Raw genomic sequence first — 16,837 nt, forward strand, 5'->3', positions numbered from 1 at the left:
GTGTCTCTACAATGGGATTTGCATACGTAGAGACACAATACTTTGTGCCTTCATATTAAACGCTACCCCAAATACACCGCATCCTCTTCTCCGGTTTCACTCAAGGATACGTACACATGTTGCTTGATAACGGTAGATAGCGCCATGCCCGCAAAATCGGTACTTACTGGGAAGCTTTTGTGGTTACGGTCTACCAGCACCACAGTCCGCAATTTTTTAAGAGGCACATCTAAAAAAACACCAAAACCGTAAGCCAAAGTTTTGCCACTGTTTAATACATCATCAACTAAAATTACCACTTTATTGCTGCAGGTTGTAATATCAGTATCGGCGGTAAACTGCAGGGTGCTGCTATCTTTGTCCAGTTTAATGTTGATCATGGTGCTGGTAAAAGGCGCAATACCATCCAGCACATTTTTTATGCGCTGTGCAATAACACTCCCTTGCGATAAAATACCGGCTATCATAATTTCCTTTTCCTCAAAGTTGTCTTCGAGTATCTGGTAGGCAATGCGGTCAATTTTTTGCTGTATTTGCTGATGATTGAGTATTAAAAGCTTTTCGGGCATGGTGGTGGCTTATTGTTGGTTGTGTGTTCTCAGTTGTCGGCATTAGTGTTATATCCGAATTGCTTTCACAGACAACTCACAACAGGCAACCGACAACAGTTTCAAATATATTATTCTTTACCGTATGGAAAAAATACAAAGTTGGCGCCTTCGGGCACTATCACAAAAACGCACATCATTTCGTGCGGGTTTTTATAAGTATCTATAAAGCGCTGCTGCAGTTCTTTTTTGATGATGCCTTTTTCTACGAACTCTTCCATGGTAGAGGCATTGATGGTCCAATCGGTATTGAGGTCGTTCTTATCCAGGATCATTTCACCCAGTTTTACCTCGTGCTGGTGCGCCACAAATATGGGGTAAGAGGTTAATCCTTCCACCATAATTTCCACCGCTATTTCGCGAATAGATTCGCTATACAACCGCAGGTCGGTTTCCAGGCTTTTCAGCGGGGTTTCCTTTTTGCGGTTGTTATCGTCGTTTAACAGTTCTTCTGGTTCCATGTGAGCCCCCTCAAAATCTCCCCCGGGAGGGGAGACTTTTTAATTTTTATAAGATACATTCAAAGCCCTCCCTCCCGGGGAGGGTTTGGGAGGGGCTACTCTTCTTCCTCGCTCCCCGAAACTTCTATCCCCGCTCCTATATCCCAGTCTTCCTCACTCCTTAACTCCAGCAAAACCACATTTTCTACGTGCTGTGTATGCGGAAACATGTCTACCGGTTGTATTTGTGTAACGTGGTATTTGCTTTTTAAAATAATTAAATCGCGGGCTTGTGTGGCCGCGTTGCAGCTTACGTACACAATTTTTCCGGCTTCAATTTCCATCAGGCGGTCTACCACATCGGCGTGCATGCCAGCCCGTGGCGGATCGGTAATAATAACATCGGGTTTGCCGTGTTCCAATACAAAATCGGCATTCAGCACATCCTTCATATCACCGGCGTAAAATTTGGTGTTATAAATGTTGTTGATGGTAGAGTTTACCTTGGCATCTTCAATGGCTTGCGGCACATATTCAACGCCAATAACTTCTTTTACGTGTTTGGCTATAAAGTTGGCTATAGTGCCCGCGCCGGTGTACAGGTCATAAACCAGTTCGGTTCCGGTGAAGCCGGCAAAATCGCGTGCTATTTCGTAAAGGCGTTTGGCCTGAATGGCGTTGGTTTGGTAAAAAGATTTTGGCCCAATCCTGAACTGGATCTCGTCCATGTGCTCATGAATATACTCTGGGCCTTTCCAGGCTATTACGTCCTGGTCAAAAATGGTGTCGTTCTTTTTTTGGTTGAGGATATACAGCAAAGAAGTGATTTGCGGAAACTCCTTTTCTACATAACCCATCAGGCTGTTCACTTCATCCTCTGTAGCATAAGCAAACACAACGATCACCATCAGCTCACCGGTTGATGAGGTACGGATAATCAAGTTCCTTAATGCGCCGGTATGCCCTTTAATATCGTAAAAGCTGATGTTGTACAACCGCGCATAATCCCGGATTTTCAAACGTATATCATTAGATGGATCGGCTTGCAGGTAGCAGTGGTTAATATCCAGAATTTTATCGAACCTGCCCGGAATGTGGAAGCCCAGCGCGTTCATCTCCAAAGCTTCGTCGGTACGGTTCTCACCGTCGTTCAGCCAGCGTTTGTTGCTAAAGGTGTATTCGAGTTTGTTGCGGTAGTAGCGGTCGGCCGGCGAAGCTACAATAGGCATGGTATGGCTAACATCCAGTTTCGCCAGGCGGGTAAGGGCATCGGTAACGGCTTTTTGCTTAAACTGTAGTTGGGCATCATACGTCATGTGTTGCCATTTGCAGCCGCCGCAGGTACCAAAGTGCTCGCAAAAAGGGTCGGTACGGTGTGCGGAGTGTTGTTTAAGAGCAATGATCTTGGCTTCGCCGAAGTTTTTCTTTTTGCGGTAAACCTCAACATCCACCACATCGCCTGGTACGGCTTTTTCTATAAACAGTACAAAATCCTGAGTTTTGCCTACACCTTTGCCTTCTTCGGCAATATCAATAACTGCTACGTCTTCAAACCTTAGGTTGGGCGTATTACCTCTGCCTTTTCTCATCAGGCTGCAAATTTAGAAAACCCCGCCTAAATCCTCCCCAAAGGAGAGGACTTTTAAATATATTTTGCTGTAAACAGGTTTCAGGAAGCCCGACGGGTAAAGTTTTCTTCAAGTGCTCTCCCCTGAAGAGGACTTACCTGAAGCTCTTTTGCAGATTGCGGGTCAAACCAGCTTTGTATGGTAAGCCAAAGTTCATCGCTACCAGTATTATCGGGTTCAAACTGCTCATCTATCAGGTTTGAAAATTCTATCAATTCGCGACTCATAACTTTATATGTTTGAGATATGTGCAAATTAACGATTATTTATACCAAAAACCAAATCGGTATTGTGAAATATTTGTTAAGTGTTTGTAAAACTAAACCCACCAAATAAATGCATATTTTGCTACACATCCACATCATATAAAAGAAATGAGCTGGCAGCCCCCGTTTAAGCATTTTTTTAACAAGATCACCAATTTGCTATCGGTTTCATTAATATTTATGAGATCCGGTTATTGGTTGTACCAGGTTTAGCTCCACGCAGTAATGTTTCAAGGTGCGTTTTAAAAACCTTTTTTAACTATTCCTTCCAGTGCATCTATCCATAAAGGCGAATCGTTTAGGCTTTCTACCAGTTGAATGTGCTCGCCGCCTAAAGCAATAAATTCTTCATTGTATTCTACCGATATTTCAAAAACAGTTTCCAGGCAATCGGCTACGAAGGCCGGGCAAAATACGAGCATTTTTTTTACACCTTTTTTAGCCATTTCGGCTACCACCTCGCTGGTGTATGGCTGCATCCAGGGGTCGCGGCCCAGGCGAGACTGGAAGGTAAGCGTATATTTTTCTTTAGGGATATTTAATTTTTCGGCTATGAGCTTAGCAGTAGCATGGCATTGCGCACTGTAACAAAACCGGTTAGCGCCAGTTATGGTTTCGCAGCAATTAGCAACTTTTAAACAATGTTGTTTAGTTTCATCTGCTTTTTTCATTTGCCGCTGTGGCAAGCCGTGAAAGCTGAACAGGATATGATCGTATGTTTCGGGGTTATGCTTGGCACCATTTTGAGCAAATGCTTCTATCACCTGCTCGTTATCATAAAAAGAATTTAAGAAACTGATGCTGGGTATGGTTTGCCATTTACTTACAATTTCCATTACCTTTTGCTGTACCGAACCCGTGGATGCCGATGCATATTGCGGAAATAATGGAATAACCTGTATAGAGGTAACCTGTGCGGCACGAAGCTTATCCAAGGCCGATTGTACCGACGGGCTTTGGTAGCGCATAGCCATTTCTACATGGTATTCATCACCCAGGCGTTGTTTAAGGAGTTCGGTAGTTTTAAGGGTGTAAACCATTAACGGCGATCCCTCTTCGGTCCAGATCTCTTTGTAAGACTTTGCCGATTTTGGTCCGCGGAAAGGAACAATGATCCCTTTAATTAACAGGGTACGACTAAAAGCGTTAATATCAATTACGCGCTCATCCATCAAAAACTCACCGAGGTACTTGCGCACATCTGCCGTTTTAGGGCTATCGGGCGTACCTAAATTAACTATTAAAACTCCTTTTTTCATAAAACAAGCCCCCCAGCCCCCTAAAGGGGGAGCATAATTGGGTGTACAAATATCTAAAATATTTTGTCAAGCGGGTGTAATACTACCCTTTAGCTGGTGGTGGGTTAAACTATTTTAACTGCCACAACTTCCACCAGGGTGTGGCCGGCGAAGCATGGTGCTCATAATGATAGCCGAAAAAGTAGCAGGTGAAAAATGCCAGCACATGGTTCTTGCTTTGCGTACGCGAGTGGTACTGGTTGTTATGCTCACCTTTATGCGGTAGATAAGTGCCGAAATAAAATAGCTGCAGCGTGCTAAGTAACGATGGTAGTACCCAAAATAAAATCAAATTGGACTGCGGTACCCATATTTTTAATACATTAAACAACACTGCCATAAAAATTACCTGCCATATAGAAAGGTAATTGCGAATAAAGCGGATATACCAGGCTACAAAATTACCTTCGTGGTAATCGGGATCATCATGGGAATGTACATGTTTATGGTGTTTATGATGTTTTGTATAAAGTTTAGAATAAAAAAAGGCGGCATACAAAAAAGTAACCACGTACCCTATAGTATTATTAACAGTTTTATTAGCCGATACGGTATCGTGCATGGCATCATGAGCAGTAATAAATAAGCCGGTGTACAAGTGCATTTGCACTAAAATTAATAAGTATAAAAGCGGGTTGGCAAAATTAACCGTCCATTGCATTAATAACATGGTGGAGGTTACCCAACAAATTATAACTATCAAAGCTATAAAAGTACCCCATTCTATTAAAAGGGGAGTATGATGAAGTTTGGTTTGGGAATTATGCATGGCGTTTGTACTACCTCTTACAACGCTGAAATTACACTTTTGTTCCCTTTAGGGGCTTATGGGGGTTCAATATTTCTCTAACTCACTCTTAATTTGCTCCATTAACCACATGGGGGTTGATGTTGCTCCGCTGATGCCTACGGTATCGCCGGGCGAAAACATATCGGCTTTTAACTCATCAACAGAAGAAACAAAGTAAGTATCGGGATTAAATTTGCGGCAAACTTCAAACAGTACTTTACCATTTGATGATTTTTTACCCGATACAAAAATTATTTTGTTAAAGCGGACAGCAAACGTGTGTAGGTCCTTATCCCGGTTTGATACCTGGCGGCAAATGGTATCATTGGCTTTTACCTCGTAACCCCTGTTAATCAGTTCGTTTTTTATGGCGTAAAATTTTTCGGTGCTTTTGGTTGTTTGGCTATACAACGTAATTTGCTGCGGCAACTCTACATTATCCAATTCGGCAATATCCTGAAAAACCATAGCCTCATTATTGGTTTGCCCTTGCAAACCTATTACCTCGGCATGGCCATGCTTGCCAAAAATCAATATGTTTTCTTTACTATCGTGCGAGGTTTTAATACGGTTTTGCAGTTTAAGCACTACCGGGCAAGAGGCATCAATTAAGGTTATGTTATTTTGAAGTGCCAGGCGGTAAGTATCGGGTGCTTCGCCATGCGCACGAATAAGTACTTTTTCGTTATGAAGGTCAATCAGGTCGGCATGGTCAATAATGCGCAGGCCTTTGGCCTTCAGGCGTTCTACTTCTTCATCGTTATGCACAATATCGCCCAGGCAATACAGATAACCCACTTCGGCCAGTATTTCTTCGGCCATATCAATGGCGTAAACTACCCCAAAGCAAAAGCCCGAATCCTGATCTATTTCTACCTGTAACTGATATGTTCCCATGTGGTTACAAAATTACAATAAAAAAAGGCACCTTCAAACACTCCCCGGGAGCCAGGGCTAATTAATCTTATTTTCATTCACCCTACTTGCCGGGCGCAACTTGGGGTTGGGCTTACGCCAATTGTAGCAATACAAAAAATGCGAACTGCAACATGATGAGTATAGGAGCAACAATACTTTGCTGCTTAAATTTAAACAGTTCAAACACGTACAAAAATAACGCACTCAATGCAAACCAGCCCAGGTAATTTTTTAAGGGCACTACACTTTCGGCCCAATGCCAGTAGTCAAAATTAATAGCTACGGGCTCAATCAGCAAATCTAACAGTACTAATAACGCAGCCCCGCTAATAACCCTGGCCGGCATACTTTTGAGTCTGCTCCTTACCATGAGTACACCGGTGCCGTAAATAAGCATAAACCAGTTTACGCCTATCATTAATGGTATATCGAAAACTTTGGTGCCCAAGGTTTGCCCGTAATAATAATTGCCGAAAATCCAATGTTTGTGTACCCCTATCCACTCGGCTGCTATACCTCCCAAAAAAATAAGCAGTACGAAGCCTGCAAACTTTTCATCAAACCGGTAATGGTTGGCTATAATAACGGCCAGCATCAGTAATAAATGAAAGGGCACCAGCCGTAAAAACAAAGGCGTTAAGGCAGGAACGAAAAAACCGACCAGCCCTACCACATGAAATAAGATGATAATGATGACAGATACGCTGATTTTACTCATGGTCATACCCGTCGTCCCTTCCACATGGTATTGTTGGTTAAGTGGTTTTGAATGGCAAAAACGCCTATAAATAATAAACTCAGCATTTGTAAAGGGTGTAAAAGGCTGTTGTAAAAGGCATTTTGACCCGATGCTAAAGAGATCATAATGCGGGTAAGTAAAATTAATCCGCACATCATTAATATAAGCTGCAGGTTTAAGGTAGAAAAAACCAATAATGGCCCGCCTATAATTAATAAGAGATAAAACAAAAAGCCCGGTATGCTATAATTAAAAGGTGCCAGAAAATTTTTACTGAATCCGCTGATAGCATCCTGGTAATTGGTGTACATACGGCAGCTAATAAGGCCATTAGCCAATAAGCTTTCGCCTTTTAACCCCTCGGCTTTTACCATCTTCATAATTTCAACATCTTCTACCACCCTGTTTTTTGATAACTGATGCCATTTATAACGGTGGTACACAGCAGAATCAAATAGCATAAACTGGCCGCTTGCCGCTGCGAAAGAAGGATTTTTAGCTAAATAGATTAAGCGTAAAGGCAGCAAATTCAACAGTATATAATGCATAAGCGGCACTACCGCAATTTCGCCGAACGAGCGCATGTCCTGGTTAGTAAATAAACTTAAAAGGGCAAGATTTTTTGATGCTATTCTGTGCACGGCACTATTAATCAGTTCTTTATAAACCTGCTCATCGGCATCTAAAAACAACAGGTATTTGCCCTTGGCTTCCCGGGCTAACTGGTAGCAGGCAAAATTTTTGCCAAGCCAGCCATCTTTAAGCGGTTGCCCTTTTATTACCCGGAAACGCGGTAGGTTAGCGGTAAACGTTTCGCAAATGGCGTAAGTACGGTCCGATGAATCATCATCCAGTATAATAACTTCATAGTTCTGGTAATCCTGCTGTTCAATAGACCGAAGCAGGGTAAGGATGTTATCTTCTTCGTTGCGTGCGGGTATAAGTATCGAAACCAGTTCGTGATGCATACGGTTTACCTTACGCAGTTTAGGATCGGATATGAAATTAAAAAGGGTTACGGCAAAACGCAGTATCAGGAAAATGAAAACAATAGCTAATGCAATAATCACTGTTATATTATAATTTGTGTTTGAAGCTGCTTTGCCGATCGGTAATGGGTTTGAAACAGATCTTTCAGTTCATCTATCGACTCTGTATCAATAACGCTGCTTTGCACATAAACGTTTACAGTGGGCTTTTTGTGCTGAAAGTATTCGATAAAAGTTGCAGCAAAAACGTACTGAAATTTACCGGCCGCTTTTTTTATTATACGAAGCAAACCGCGTTCAAAATGCATATCGTGTACAAAGTTAGAATATAACCTGGCTTGCGGAAAAATGAGTACCATGTTTTGAGGATCTTGCAACAGTTGGCCCGCGTAAGCCAGCGATTCCATCATTGACCTGGAGTTTTTAACTACCGAAAACGCACCCATATATTTCAGGAAAAAAACTTTGCGAACGGTGTCTTCCAGTATCATAATGTGAAACTTTTTTTTGAGCAGTAAATGGTTGAGCCAGTAGAGCAAAAAGCCATCCCACCAGCCAAAATGGTTGGCTAATAGCAACACGGACCTGTTGGCATCAACCTTGATATGGTTATACTTGAATGCCTGGAAATTACCTTTAATAATTAACCTGATATAGTGGTGAAAGAACCAACGGATGGGTTTATTATTTTTTGGATAGATCATATCTTAACGGCAATATAGTAATAGATTTTTGATCTAAGCTGGAGTTTTTGCATAACAAAGTTCATTGCAAGTATCTATCACGGGATGCATAGCGACCAACTAATTACACGGTACACTTTAAATGTAGCTTAAATATAATTATTCTCCCTCGGGCGGTTTACGCTTTATCATGTTCGGCGTAAAGCGTGGCTTATAAGCAGGCTTTGGTGCCGGGGGTCCGTCGGGCTCGGTGGTAGGCTCAGCTTGTGGTTCTACAGTAGGTGTAACCACTTCTGCCTTTACTGTTTCTGGGGCCACTGGCTTTTCAATTTCCGGTGTAATCTTAATGTTAGTAACACCAGCTTTAAAATGTGGCTCTAAATCTGTTTTAGGTGGAGTGGTAGTTTGATTTATAGGGTTATCCGGCTTATTTGTCGATGCTTCCGGTTGGGCATTATTTATTAATGGCGTCTCCGTTGTGTTTTCTATTGGTTGGCTGTTAGTTACACCAGTTTTAAAACGCGGCTTAAAACCCGGCTTGGGCTTAGGGGCAGCAGGTGTTTCGGCGGGCGTAGCCTCATTATTTTCAGGAGTTTGCTGTGGCGTGGCTTCTTCTGGCGCATAGGCTTGTACTGGCGAAGCCGCTTTAAATTTAGGTTTAAAGCCCATCTTTGGTGCCGGTTCAGCAGGCTTATTTTCTGCTGCCGCTAACTGAGCCTGGTGCATATCGGGCGCATTGTCGGTTATTGATGGCTCCGTTAGCGTATCGGCAACGGTTTGCTCTGCTATCTGGTTCTCCGGGCGCAACCTCTCGGCCTTCACCTCCGGCGGTAGCGGATATTGCCGGCGTAACTTGTTAAACCAGTATTTTTTGGTATGGTCGAAACTTTTTTCGCCCATTTGCTCGTAGTGATCTTTAAATTCGGAAAACAGTTCCTGGTCGTCTTGTTGTAAGGCAGCTAAGTTGATCTTCTTCTTTTTAAAAAACTCCTCGAACAGTATCATCCTATTTAAATGCTAATATCAATATTTAGTTTTTCCCAGCGGATGCCGGTAGTGGTTTGCTCCCATTCTTTTTTTCCTCTTCGGTAGCGTTCATTAACGCCGGGAAAAAAGCCAGTGGAAACGCCTGCTGCTTGCCATCCGGTTTTTCAACCAGCAACATATCATCCTGAAAGGCTAATTTGATGTTGGCTTGCTGCTTACGTGAGGTGAATAAGGGCATTTTTTGATTTTGAATTTCGAATTTATGTATTGAGCATACTAACTATGTAATTGCGAGGAGCTATAGCAACGTGGCAGTTGCACGCGTTTATTTCAGCGTGCGGTTGCCACGCTACGTTCGCAATGACATGTTTTATTAACTAACGGTGTTTGTTAAAGCCCTCTCCTTGTGGAGAGGGTTGGGTGAGGTTTTACTCCGCCATATTATGATAAACCGCCTGCACATCGTCGTCGTCTTCCAATCGGTCAATGAGTTTCATGACGTCAACGGCGGCTTCTTCGCTAATTTCGGTTGTGGATAGCGAAATGCGTTCCAGTTTCGAAGATTGAAGTTCGATACCCATACCTTCCAAAGTCTTTTGCATTTTACCAAAATCTTCAAAAGCGGCATGCACTACGGCTACGTCCTTGCCTTCTTCGTCGGTTTCCACAAAAAGGTCTTCCAGGCCGGCATCTATCAGTTCAAATTCCAATTCTTCCAAATCACGCTCCCCCGGCTCAAAACGAAAAACCGATTTACGGCTGAAAATAAAATCCAGCGAGCCGGTTTTACCTAAGGTGCCACCTACTTTGGTGAAGTAGCTGCGTACATTGGCAACGGTACGGTTGGTATTATCGGTAGCGGTTTCTACCAGTACGGCTACGCCATGCGGGGCATAGCCTTCATATACAATTTCTTCGTAGTTTGATTCGTCTTTACTGGTGGCGCGTTTAATGGCTGCCTCCACACGGTCTTTAGGCATATTTACCGCCTTGGCATTTTGCATAGCCGTACGTAAACGTGAGTTGGTTTCGGGGTGACCGCCTCCTTCTTTAACGGCCATCACTATCTCTTTACCTAAACGGGTAAACTGTACGGCCATTTTGGCCCAACGCTTAAACTTTCTTTCTTTACGGAACTCAAATGCTCTTCCCATGGTTATACCGTTGATTTTTATTGATTGGTATGATTACGTTGATTACTTAGGGGATTACACTGATGTTTCTCATGATTCCACAGATAAAAATCGGTGTAATCATCCTTAAATCGGTGCAATCCAAAAAATGATTACAAAACTAAGCTATTCTTTAAATTTTCCAGCATGGTTGTAGTCATCCGTTGCAGGTCGTATTCGGGAGTCCAGTCCCAATCCTTTTTAGCCTGGCTATCGTCAATGGATTGCGGCCAGCTATCGGCAATGGCTTGGCGCGGATCGTTATCGGCATAGGTGACCGTAAAATCGGCCATTTGTTTTTTAATTTCAGCAGCCAGCTCATCGGGTGTAAAGCTTACGCCGCCTAAATTATAGCTGGAGCGAATGGTTAATCTTTCGGTAGGAGCATTCATTAAGCTCAATGTGGCACGTATGGCATCATCCATATACATCATGGGTAAGGCCGTATTGGCCGAAAGAAAACTTTGATAAGTGCCGGTTTTTAAGGCTTCGTAAAATATGTGGATGGCGTAATCGGTAGTGCCGCCGCCGGGAGCCGCCTTCCAGCTTATAATGCCCGGGTAACGGATGCTGCGTACATCCAACCCGTATTTGGTATGGTAGTACTCGCACCAGCGTTCGCCGGCCAGTTTGCTGAAACCGTACACCGTATTTGGGTCCATTACACAATACTGCGGTGTATTTTGCCTGGGCGAATGCGGACCGAAAACGGCAATGGAACTCGGCCAGAAAACTTTAGCGGTTTTAAACTCAACGGCTAAATCCAAGACATGCAATAAGCCGTTCATGTTAAGGTCCCAGGCTAATTTAGGTTTTTGTTCACCGGTGGCCGATAGCATGGCTGCTAATAAGTAAACTTGTGTGGGCTGGTGTTTTTGAAAAAGGTGATGCAGCGTTTCCTTATCCAGCACGTTGGCAAACTCGAACGGGCCGCTGTTGCGTATGGCGTAAGCCGGATTATTAATATCCGACGCTATCACCTGCTCAGCACCATGCTCGTTTCGTAGAGCTATTACCAGTTCGGTACCAATTTGACCGTTTGCGCCTATCACTAAAATTTTCTCGCTCATGCCATATTTTATTTGGACAACACAAATGTAAAAAAATGCCCTAAATCAACTTAACAAAGTGGGTTTAAATATCCCGGTTTAATAAATATAAGTTAACCCTAATTTTATAATATCTCCCGATTAGGCAAATTTTATTTCGTTAGTAATTGTTAGGGGACTTAGTAAAAACGGCCTGAATAGCTTACAAATAAAGGTTTTACGCCAGGTTTGTTTTTTAAAATACTACATTTGAAAATTAATATTTTTTAATTAACATCATATATTCGAGACAATGAAAGTCGCAGTAGTAGGCGCTACCGGTTTGGTAGGCACTAAAATGTTGCAGATTCTGGAAGAACGCAACTTTCCGGTAACAGAGTTAATCCCGGTGGCATCCGCAAAAAGTATAGGTAAAGAAGTTATCTATAAGGGTAAGCCATACAAGGTGGTTTCTGTTGCCGATGCGATAAAGCAAAAGCCGGATATTGCCTTGTTTTCGGCCGGTGGCAGTACTTCGTTAGAGCAGGCCCCATTATTTGCGGCGGCCGGTGTTACGGTGATCGATAATTCATCGGCCTGGCGTATGGACCCTACTAAAAAACTGGTAGTGCCTGAAGTTAATGCAGATGTGTTAACCGCCGAAGATAAAATTATAGCTAACCCTAACTGCTCCACCATACAAATGGTAGTGGCTTTAAAGCCACTGCACGATAAATATAAAATTAAACGCGTGGTGGTTTCTACCTACCAATCGGTAACCGGTACCGGCGTTAAGGCGGTCGACCAGTTGTTTAACGAGCGTAAAGGTATTGATGGGCCAATGGCTTATCCCTACAAAATTGATTTGAACGTATTGCCGCATATCGATGTTTTCCAGGATAACGGTTACACCAAAGAGGAAATGAAAATGGTGCTGGAAACCAAAAAGATCATGGGCGACGATAGTATCCGTGTTACGGCTACTACCGTTCGTATCCCGGTGATGGGCGGTCATTCCGAATCGGTTAATGTGGAGTTTGAAAACGATTTCGACCTCACCGAACTGCGCGACTTGTTGAGTAAAGCACCTGGCGTTGTGGTGATTGATGATGTAGCCAACTTAAAATACCCAACCCCGCTGGAAGCACACGAAAAAGACGAAGTATTTGTAGGCCGCATCCGCCGTGATGAAACCCAGCCTAATACGCTGAATTGCTGGATAGTATCAGACAACCTGCGTAAAGGTGCTGCTACCAATGCCGTACAAATTGCGGAGTATTTGGTTGCCAAGAATTTGGTAGGCGAAGGGGTAGAAGCGTAAGCCTTTATAACCTCTTTAAGGAGGTATTAGGAAGTTAATATTTGAGGGGTAGCTTATGGCTATCCTTTTTTTACAGGTACTATATTACTGCATGAAACCTTCACGATTTAAGACGCTTTTTGTTGGATTATTTTCAGCTTTAATTTATGCATTTATCACATTAGCAATTGTAACTCTGACTGAGAAGAATGTATCAATTGCCTATATATTTATTCTTCCATTAATTTTAGGAGCTATCCCTGTTTTATTCTCTACTAAAGAACAACTTAAATCCTACAAAAGCTATTTAATTAAGCCCTGGATAATAATTGGTTCCTTTTTTTACATTTCATTCTTTCATGAATTTGAGGGAATGATATGTTTAGTTATAATTATAGGTCCCTTTATTTTATTAGGATCATTAGGTGCTTTCATTTTCAGGCTAATTAAATTAAAGCAGACCGGCAATCAAACCTCTTTATATTCTTCGTTGCTATTACCATTTATAGTATTAATTATTGAAGGATTTTTTCCTGCGACTAATCAATATTATAATGTTTCTACCTCCATCATGGTTAAGGCCAATCAAGCCAAAGTTTGGGAAAACATCAAGAATGTTAAAAACATTAAATCCAACGAAATTGAAGCGCATTTTATTCACCTGATAGGCATTCCAAAACCATTAAACGGCCAGCTCGATCATGAAGGCGTAGGCGGGATAAGAAGCATAACCTGGGAAAAAGGAATTAGGTTTAACGAAGTTATTAATCAATGGCGTGAAGGCAAAGGCTTTGCTTATGCAATTAAGATCAATCCTACTTCAATACCCCCTACCACGTTAGATGAACATGTAATGATTGGCGGACGTTATTTTGATATGGTTAATGGCAGCTATGCCATAACACCCCTTGGCAAAGGACAAATGAAAATCACACTTGAATGCAAATACCGTATTACTACTAACTTGAATTTCTATAGCCGCTGGTGGGCCGACTATATTTTGAATGATTTTAATGAAATGATTTTAGAGGTAATAAAAAAACGTTGTGAAAAGCCAGCCAGCAATTAGTTTTTAGCCAACTTATAATGCTTCTCCCGGTAACCAAGCAATAAAATCAACCAGCTTACATACAACATCAATAGCGTTACATAGGCATAATGCTTAAGAAGATCGGTAAGCGTTTGGCCTATGGCTCCTTTGGTAATCCCATTAGCCAATAGACATAAAAAGCATGTCGTTACTAAAAGTACGACGCGCTTTTGTTTAAGCAGGATAAAAAAAACATACGTATAAATAAAGCCCGTACAAACGTGATGGTGCGCCCACACCCTGCCCGGAAGCAATAATGGTATCATAAATATGAGGCATATATCGGCTGCCGAAAAGCCTTCTATTTTTTTGACGTATCGGTCATATATAAACTTAGCCGTAAGCGCTCCCATAACCAGCAGCTGAAATGCGAGGATAATGAGTTTCAGCGTTGCGATTTGCAAATGCATAATTGGTGCAATGCCTACTTCGGCATTGCCGGTATTTATTTTGTTGAGCAAGGCTGGTATGCCCAGGCTTATTATATTCTCATCTATCTGCCCTTTACTAAACGGGGCAACAAAGGCTTCGTAATAATCCTTCCAATCGTTTATGCCAGTAGTAAGTCCGCGTAATACGGCGGGGATAATAATAAAAGGCAGTGCGGTTAATATGATCTTCGGCCAGTCTTTAGGTCCGCGTTTTACAGCCGCAAAAAACAGGAATAAAATGGGCGTGATCTTGAAAAAGGTAGCCGCCATTAAAAACAGGTAGCTAACCGTAAACTGCTTGTGCAGGTAAAATAAAATTCCCAGCAGGGTTAAGCAAAGCACCGGCATATTGGCATTCATCCAAATGTAATTATGCCAGTAAAAAGCAATGGAAAGTAACAGCGCAAGGGTAATAGGAAGGGTTATATCTTCATTGGGGTATAAAACAGCGAAGATATTTTTCACCAGGATAAACGACACGATCCATAAACCGAAATTCACTAAAAAACCGAATAAAAACGCGGAAACAGGAAAAGGAAATACGGAAAACAGGCTAAAAAATAAGGCGGCAAAAGGCGGATAAGTAAAACCCCCGTCGAGCAGTCCGGGCGTATAGATCTTTTCACCACTTAAAAAATGTTTGCCGGTTTCCCAGTAAATATGGTAATCGCCGTTAACATCGGCCCGCATACCCCGGTTGTACGACATTACCGCAAACACTGCCGATACCACAACCAGGAATATATTAAGGTAGGTTTTGTTAAAGCGCATTAATTTAAGGTTACGTAAAAGTACTTCGCTAAGGTAAGTATTTAGTGCTTTTGCTACACCATTGGCATCTACATAGATTATCTGGCATAAAAAATATACTTTTGGCTTAGTATTATTCTTCTTGTTCGTATGATCTCCTTTTCGCACCGTGTTTTTTTAGAAGTTGCCGCCAACCTGAGCTTTTCTAAAGCGGCACAGGTGCTGTTTATTACACAGCCTGCAATCAGCAAACATATTAAGGCGCTTGAAGATCAGTATAAGCTTCCTTTGTTTGAGCGTAAAGGCAACAGCATTTTGCTTACCGATGCCGGTCAAAAACTAAACGAATACTTGCTGCAGGCTACCGAAATTGAGCGCAAGGCCGAGTACGATATGGCGTTGCTCAGTAATCAATCTTACGCGGCAGGGCATCTACGTTTGGGGGCCAGCACCACAATTGCACTTTACATCTTGCCTTCTATTTTGTCAGGCTTTCAGCAGAAATATGCTAATGTAGGCGTGCAGCTGGTTAACCGTAATTCGGAATATATATTAAATGCCCTGCTGAACCACGAGGTGGATATCGGCATTATTGAGGTGGATAATAAGCTTACCAACGTATCTTACCAACCATTCATGACCGATGAGGTTATTCCCGTTTGTTCGGCTAAAAGTTCGCTGGCCGGTAAAACGCTAACATTGAAGCAGTTCGTTAAAACTCCCTTAGCCGTGCGCGAAAGAGGTTCGGGTACGCTGAATGCGCTTTTAAAAGCCCTGTCCGATCATCATATTAAGCCGGTAGATTTGTCGGTAAAGATCCGCCTGGGAGGTACTGAGGCATTAAAGAACTTTTTACTGGCCGACCAATGCCTAGGCTTTATGCCCCGCCCTTCTATTAAGCGTGAACTGGCCGAAGGCGATTTGGTGGAAGTGCCTATCGACGGATTGAAAATAACCCGTAACTTTTATTTCATTCGCCGCAAGGGTACCGAAGATTATGGCCTCACCAGTAATTTTATGAATTACGCGTTAGAATATCAATAAATTAATTTTCGTAAAACTTTAAATTTTTGCCTCTGTAGTATTAGTGCAGTACATGAAGTGCATGCACTCATAAGAATACTATAACATGGCAAATTTAAATAATAGTAAAGTAGCGATCCTTACAGAAGAAGGATTTGAACAAATTGAGCTAACCAGCCCTAAAGATGCATTGGAAGCCGCCGGTGCAACCGTACATATCATATCGCCCAAAGGTGGAAAAGTTAAAGCTTGGGACAAAGACAAATGGGGCATTGAAGTGGATGCAGATAAGGTACTGACCGATGTAAGTCCCGATGACTACGATGCCCTGGTATTGCCAGGCGGCGTATTAAACCCCGACAAGCTGCGCCAAAATAAAGATGCGATAGCCTTTGTATCGGCGTTTTTAGACGAAGGCAAACCGATTGCCGCTATTTGCCACGGCCCGCAAATGCTAATTGAGACCGGTATGCTCAAAGGCCGAAAATTAACTTCGTACCCATCATTGCAAACCGATCTAATAAACGCTGGTGCCGAATGGGTTGATGAAGAAGTAGTAACCGATAATGGCCTGGTAACCAGCCGCACCCCAGCCGATTTGAGTGCTTTTAACAAAAAGATGATCGAAGAAATTGGCGAAGGTGTGCATGAAGTATAAAGTTAACTTTAGTATTAAGAAAATTGAGCGGACTATTAT

19 protein-coding genes are annotated in these 16,837 nt (G+C 42.4%); 4 read left to right on the forward strand and 15 right to left on the reverse strand.

Annotated elements, in window-relative coordinates; genetic code table 11:
• Positions 1-62 precede the first annotated feature (62 nt).
• From ACFQ3S_RS14020 to ACFQ3S_RS14085, 14 genes are all read right to left on the reverse strand, one after another.
• Positions 63-569, reverse strand: a complete 507-nt coding sequence (locus tag ACFQ3S_RS14020; RefSeq protein ID WP_377165493.1) for a phosphoribosyltransferase family protein — start codon at positions 567-569, stop codon at positions 63-65.
• A 110-nt stretch (positions 570-679) separates the two neighbouring features.
• Entirely contained in the window at positions 680-1,069 is a 390-nt protein-coding gene (locus tag ACFQ3S_RS14025; protein WP_377165495.1) for a hypothetical protein, read from the reverse strand.
• Positions 1,070-1,164: 95 nt separating this feature from the next.
• Positions 1,165-2,637 carry a 23S rRNA (uracil(1939)-C(5))-methyltransferase RlmD gene (gene rlmD / locus ACFQ3S_RS14030; protein WP_377165497.1) on the reverse strand — a complete coding sequence of 491 codons (1,473 nt, stop codon included), beginning with the start codon at positions 2,635-2,637 and terminating at the stop codon, positions 1,165-1,167.
• Positions 2,638-2,717: 80 nt separating this feature from the next.
• Complete coding sequence (locus ACFQ3S_RS14035; RefSeq protein WP_377165499.1) at positions 2,718-2,903, reverse strand: hypothetical protein; 186 nt, start codon at positions 2,901-2,903, stop codon at positions 2,718-2,720.
• A 281-nt stretch (positions 2,904-3,184) separates the two neighbouring features.
• Positions 3,185-4,201 carry a ferrochelatase gene (gene hemH, locus ACFQ3S_RS14040; RefSeq protein ID WP_377165501.1) on the reverse strand — a complete coding sequence of 339 codons (1,017 nt, stop codon included), beginning with the start codon at positions 4,199-4,201 and terminating at the stop codon, positions 3,185-3,187.
• 109 nt (positions 4,202-4,310) lie between these two features.
• Positions 4,311-4,910: a fatty acid desaturase gene (locus ACFQ3S_RS14045; protein ID WP_377165503.1), complete on the reverse strand. Its 600-nt coding sequence runs from the start codon at positions 4,908-4,910 to the stop codon at positions 4,311-4,313.
• Positions 4,911-5,075: 165 nt separating this feature from the next.
• The gene (locus ACFQ3S_RS14050; RefSeq protein WP_377165505.1) at positions 5,076-5,927 is read right to left on the reverse strand and encodes a 4-hydroxy-3-methylbut-2-enyl diphosphate reductase; all 852 of its coding nucleotides are present in this window, start codon (positions 5,925-5,927) and stop codon (positions 5,076-5,078) included.
• 112 nt (positions 5,928-6,039) lie between these two features.
• Complete coding sequence (locus ACFQ3S_RS14055) at positions 6,040-6,666, reverse strand: carotenoid biosynthesis protein (RefSeq protein WP_377165507.1); 627 nt, start codon at positions 6,664-6,666, stop codon at positions 6,040-6,042.
• 2 nt (positions 6,667-6,668) lie between these two features.
• A complete protein-coding gene (locus ACFQ3S_RS14060) occupies positions 6,669-7,757 on the reverse strand; it encodes a glycosyltransferase family 2 protein (protein WP_377165509.1) in 1,089 nt (362 codons plus the stop codon).
• 2 nt (positions 7,758-7,759) lie between these two features.
• Entirely contained in the window at positions 7,760-8,380 is a 621-nt protein-coding gene (locus tag ACFQ3S_RS14065) for a 1-acyl-sn-glycerol-3-phosphate acyltransferase (RefSeq protein ID WP_377165511.1), read from the reverse strand.
• A gap of 138 nt (positions 8,381-8,518) precedes the next feature.
• The gene (locus ACFQ3S_RS14070) at positions 8,519-9,364 is read right to left on the reverse strand and encodes a hypothetical protein (RefSeq protein WP_377165513.1); all 846 of its coding nucleotides are present in this window, start codon (positions 9,362-9,364) and stop codon (positions 8,519-8,521) included.
• Positions 9,365-9,389: 25 nt separating this feature from the next.
• A complete protein-coding gene (locus ACFQ3S_RS14075) occupies positions 9,390-9,584 on the reverse strand; it encodes a hypothetical protein (RefSeq protein ID WP_377165515.1) in 195 nt (64 codons plus the stop codon).
• Positions 9,585-9,774: 190 nt separating this feature from the next.
• The gene (locus tag ACFQ3S_RS14080) at positions 9,775-10,500 is read right to left on the reverse strand and encodes a YebC/PmpR family DNA-binding transcriptional regulator (RefSeq protein ID WP_377165517.1); all 726 of its coding nucleotides are present in this window, start codon (positions 10,498-10,500) and stop codon (positions 9,775-9,777) included.
• Positions 10,501-10,631: 131 nt separating this feature from the next.
• Positions 10,632-11,588 (reverse strand): NAD-dependent epimerase/dehydratase family protein, encoded by a 957-nt coding sequence (locus ACFQ3S_RS14085; protein WP_377165519.1) that lies wholly within the window; start codon positions 11,586-11,588, stop codon positions 10,632-10,634.
• A gap of 271 nt (positions 11,589-11,859) precedes the next feature.
• Between ACFQ3S_RS14085 and ACFQ3S_RS14090 the strand changes: the two genes are divergently transcribed.
• Complete coding sequence (locus tag ACFQ3S_RS14090) at positions 11,860-12,867, forward strand: aspartate-semialdehyde dehydrogenase (protein WP_377165521.1); 1,008 nt, start codon at positions 11,860-11,862, stop codon at positions 12,865-12,867.
• Positions 12,868-12,958: 91 nt separating this feature from the next.
• A complete protein-coding gene (locus tag ACFQ3S_RS14095; RefSeq protein ID WP_377165523.1) occupies positions 12,959-13,915 on the forward strand; it encodes a hypothetical protein in 957 nt (318 codons plus the stop codon).
• On the opposite strand, the gene ACFQ3S_RS14100 is transcribed toward ACFQ3S_RS14095, so the two are convergent.
• Positions 13,912-15,285 carry a glycosyltransferase family 87 protein gene (locus ACFQ3S_RS14100; RefSeq protein WP_377165525.1) on the reverse strand — a complete coding sequence of 458 codons (1,374 nt, stop codon included), beginning with the start codon at positions 15,283-15,285 and terminating at the stop codon, positions 13,912-13,914. The genes ACFQ3S_RS14095 and ACFQ3S_RS14100 overlap by 4 nt on opposite strands.
• Between ACFQ3S_RS14100 and ACFQ3S_RS14105 the strand changes: the two genes are divergently transcribed.
• Together ACFQ3S_RS14105 and ACFQ3S_RS14110 are read left to right on the forward strand one after the other, a co-directional pair.
• A complete protein-coding gene (locus ACFQ3S_RS14105; protein WP_377165527.1) occupies positions 15,268-16,161 on the forward strand; it encodes a LysR substrate-binding domain-containing protein in 894 nt (297 codons plus the stop codon). The genes ACFQ3S_RS14100 and ACFQ3S_RS14105 overlap by 18 nt on opposite strands.
• Positions 16,162-16,246: 85 nt before the next feature.
• Complete coding sequence (locus ACFQ3S_RS14110) at positions 16,247-16,798, forward strand: type 1 glutamine amidotransferase domain-containing protein (protein WP_377165529.1); 552 nt, start codon at positions 16,247-16,249, stop codon at positions 16,796-16,798.
• Positions 16,799-16,837 lie beyond the last annotated feature (39 nt).

It is taken from the genome of Mucilaginibacter terrae, assembly GCF_042679325.1.
GTDB classification, from domain to species: Bacteria; Bacteroidota; Bacteroidia; order Sphingobacteriales; family Sphingobacteriaceae; genus Mucilaginibacter; species Mucilaginibacter terrae.

Coding starts and splice junctions, on each gene's coding strand:
- ACFQ3S_RS14055 (WP_377165507.1), bottom strand. CDS start 6,666: ATGAGTAAAATCAGCGTATCTGTCATCATTATCATCTTATTTCATGTG.
- hemH (WP_377165501.1), bottom strand. CDS start 4,201: ATGAAAAAAGGAGTTTTAATAGTTAATTTAGGTACGCCCGATAGCCCT.
- ACFQ3S_RS14050 (WP_377165505.1), bottom strand. CDS start 5,927: ATGGGAACATATCAGTTACAGGTAGAAATAGATCAGGATTCGGGCTTT.
- ACFQ3S_RS14065 (WP_377165511.1), bottom strand. CDS start 8,380: ATGATCTATCCAAAAAATAATAAACCCATCCGTTGGTTCTTTCACCAC.
- ACFQ3S_RS14105 (WP_377165527.1), top strand. CDS start 15,268: ATGATCTCCTTTTCGCACCGTGTTTTTTTAGAAGTTGCCGCCAACCTG.
- ACFQ3S_RS14025 (WP_377165495.1), bottom strand. CDS start 1,069: ATGGAACCAGAAGAACTGTTAAACGACGATAACAACCGCAAAAAGGAA.
- ACFQ3S_RS14095 (WP_377165523.1), top strand. CDS start 12,959: ATGAAACCTTCACGATTTAAGACGCTTTTTGTTGGATTATTTTCAGCT.
- ACFQ3S_RS14110 (WP_377165529.1), top strand. CDS start 16,247: ATGGCAAATTTAAATAATAGTAAAGTAGCGATCCTTACAGAAGAAGGA.
- ACFQ3S_RS14035 (WP_377165499.1), bottom strand. CDS start 2,903: ATGAGTCGCGAATTGATAGAATTTTCAAACCTGATAGATGAGCAGTTT.
- ACFQ3S_RS14070 (WP_377165513.1), bottom strand. CDS start 9,364: ATGATACTGTTCGAGGAGTTTTTTAAAAAGAAGAAGATCAACTTAGCT.
- ACFQ3S_RS14085 (WP_377165519.1), bottom strand. CDS start 11,588: ATGAGCGAGAAAATTTTAGTGATAGGCGCAAACGGTCAAATTGGTACC.
- ACFQ3S_RS14080 (WP_377165517.1), bottom strand. CDS start 10,500: ATGGGAAGAGCATTTGAGTTCCGTAAAGAAAGAAAGTTTAAGCGTTGG.
- ACFQ3S_RS14075 (WP_377165515.1), bottom strand. CDS start 9,584: ATGCCCTTATTCACCTCACGTAAGCAGCAAGCCAACATCAAATTAGCC.
- ACFQ3S_RS14045 (WP_377165503.1), bottom strand. CDS start 4,910: ATGTTATTAATGCAATGGACGGTTAATTTTGCCAACCCGCTTTTATAC.
- rlmD (WP_377165497.1), bottom strand. CDS start 2,637: ATGAGAAAAGGCAGAGGTAATACGCCCAACCTAAGGTTTGAAGACGTA.
- ACFQ3S_RS14090 (WP_377165521.1), top strand. CDS start 11,860: ATGAAAGTCGCAGTAGTAGGCGCTACCGGTTTGGTAGGCACTAAAATG.
- ACFQ3S_RS14020 (WP_377165493.1), bottom strand. CDS start 569: ATGCCCGAAAAGCTTTTAATACTCAATCATCAGCAAATACAGCAAAAA.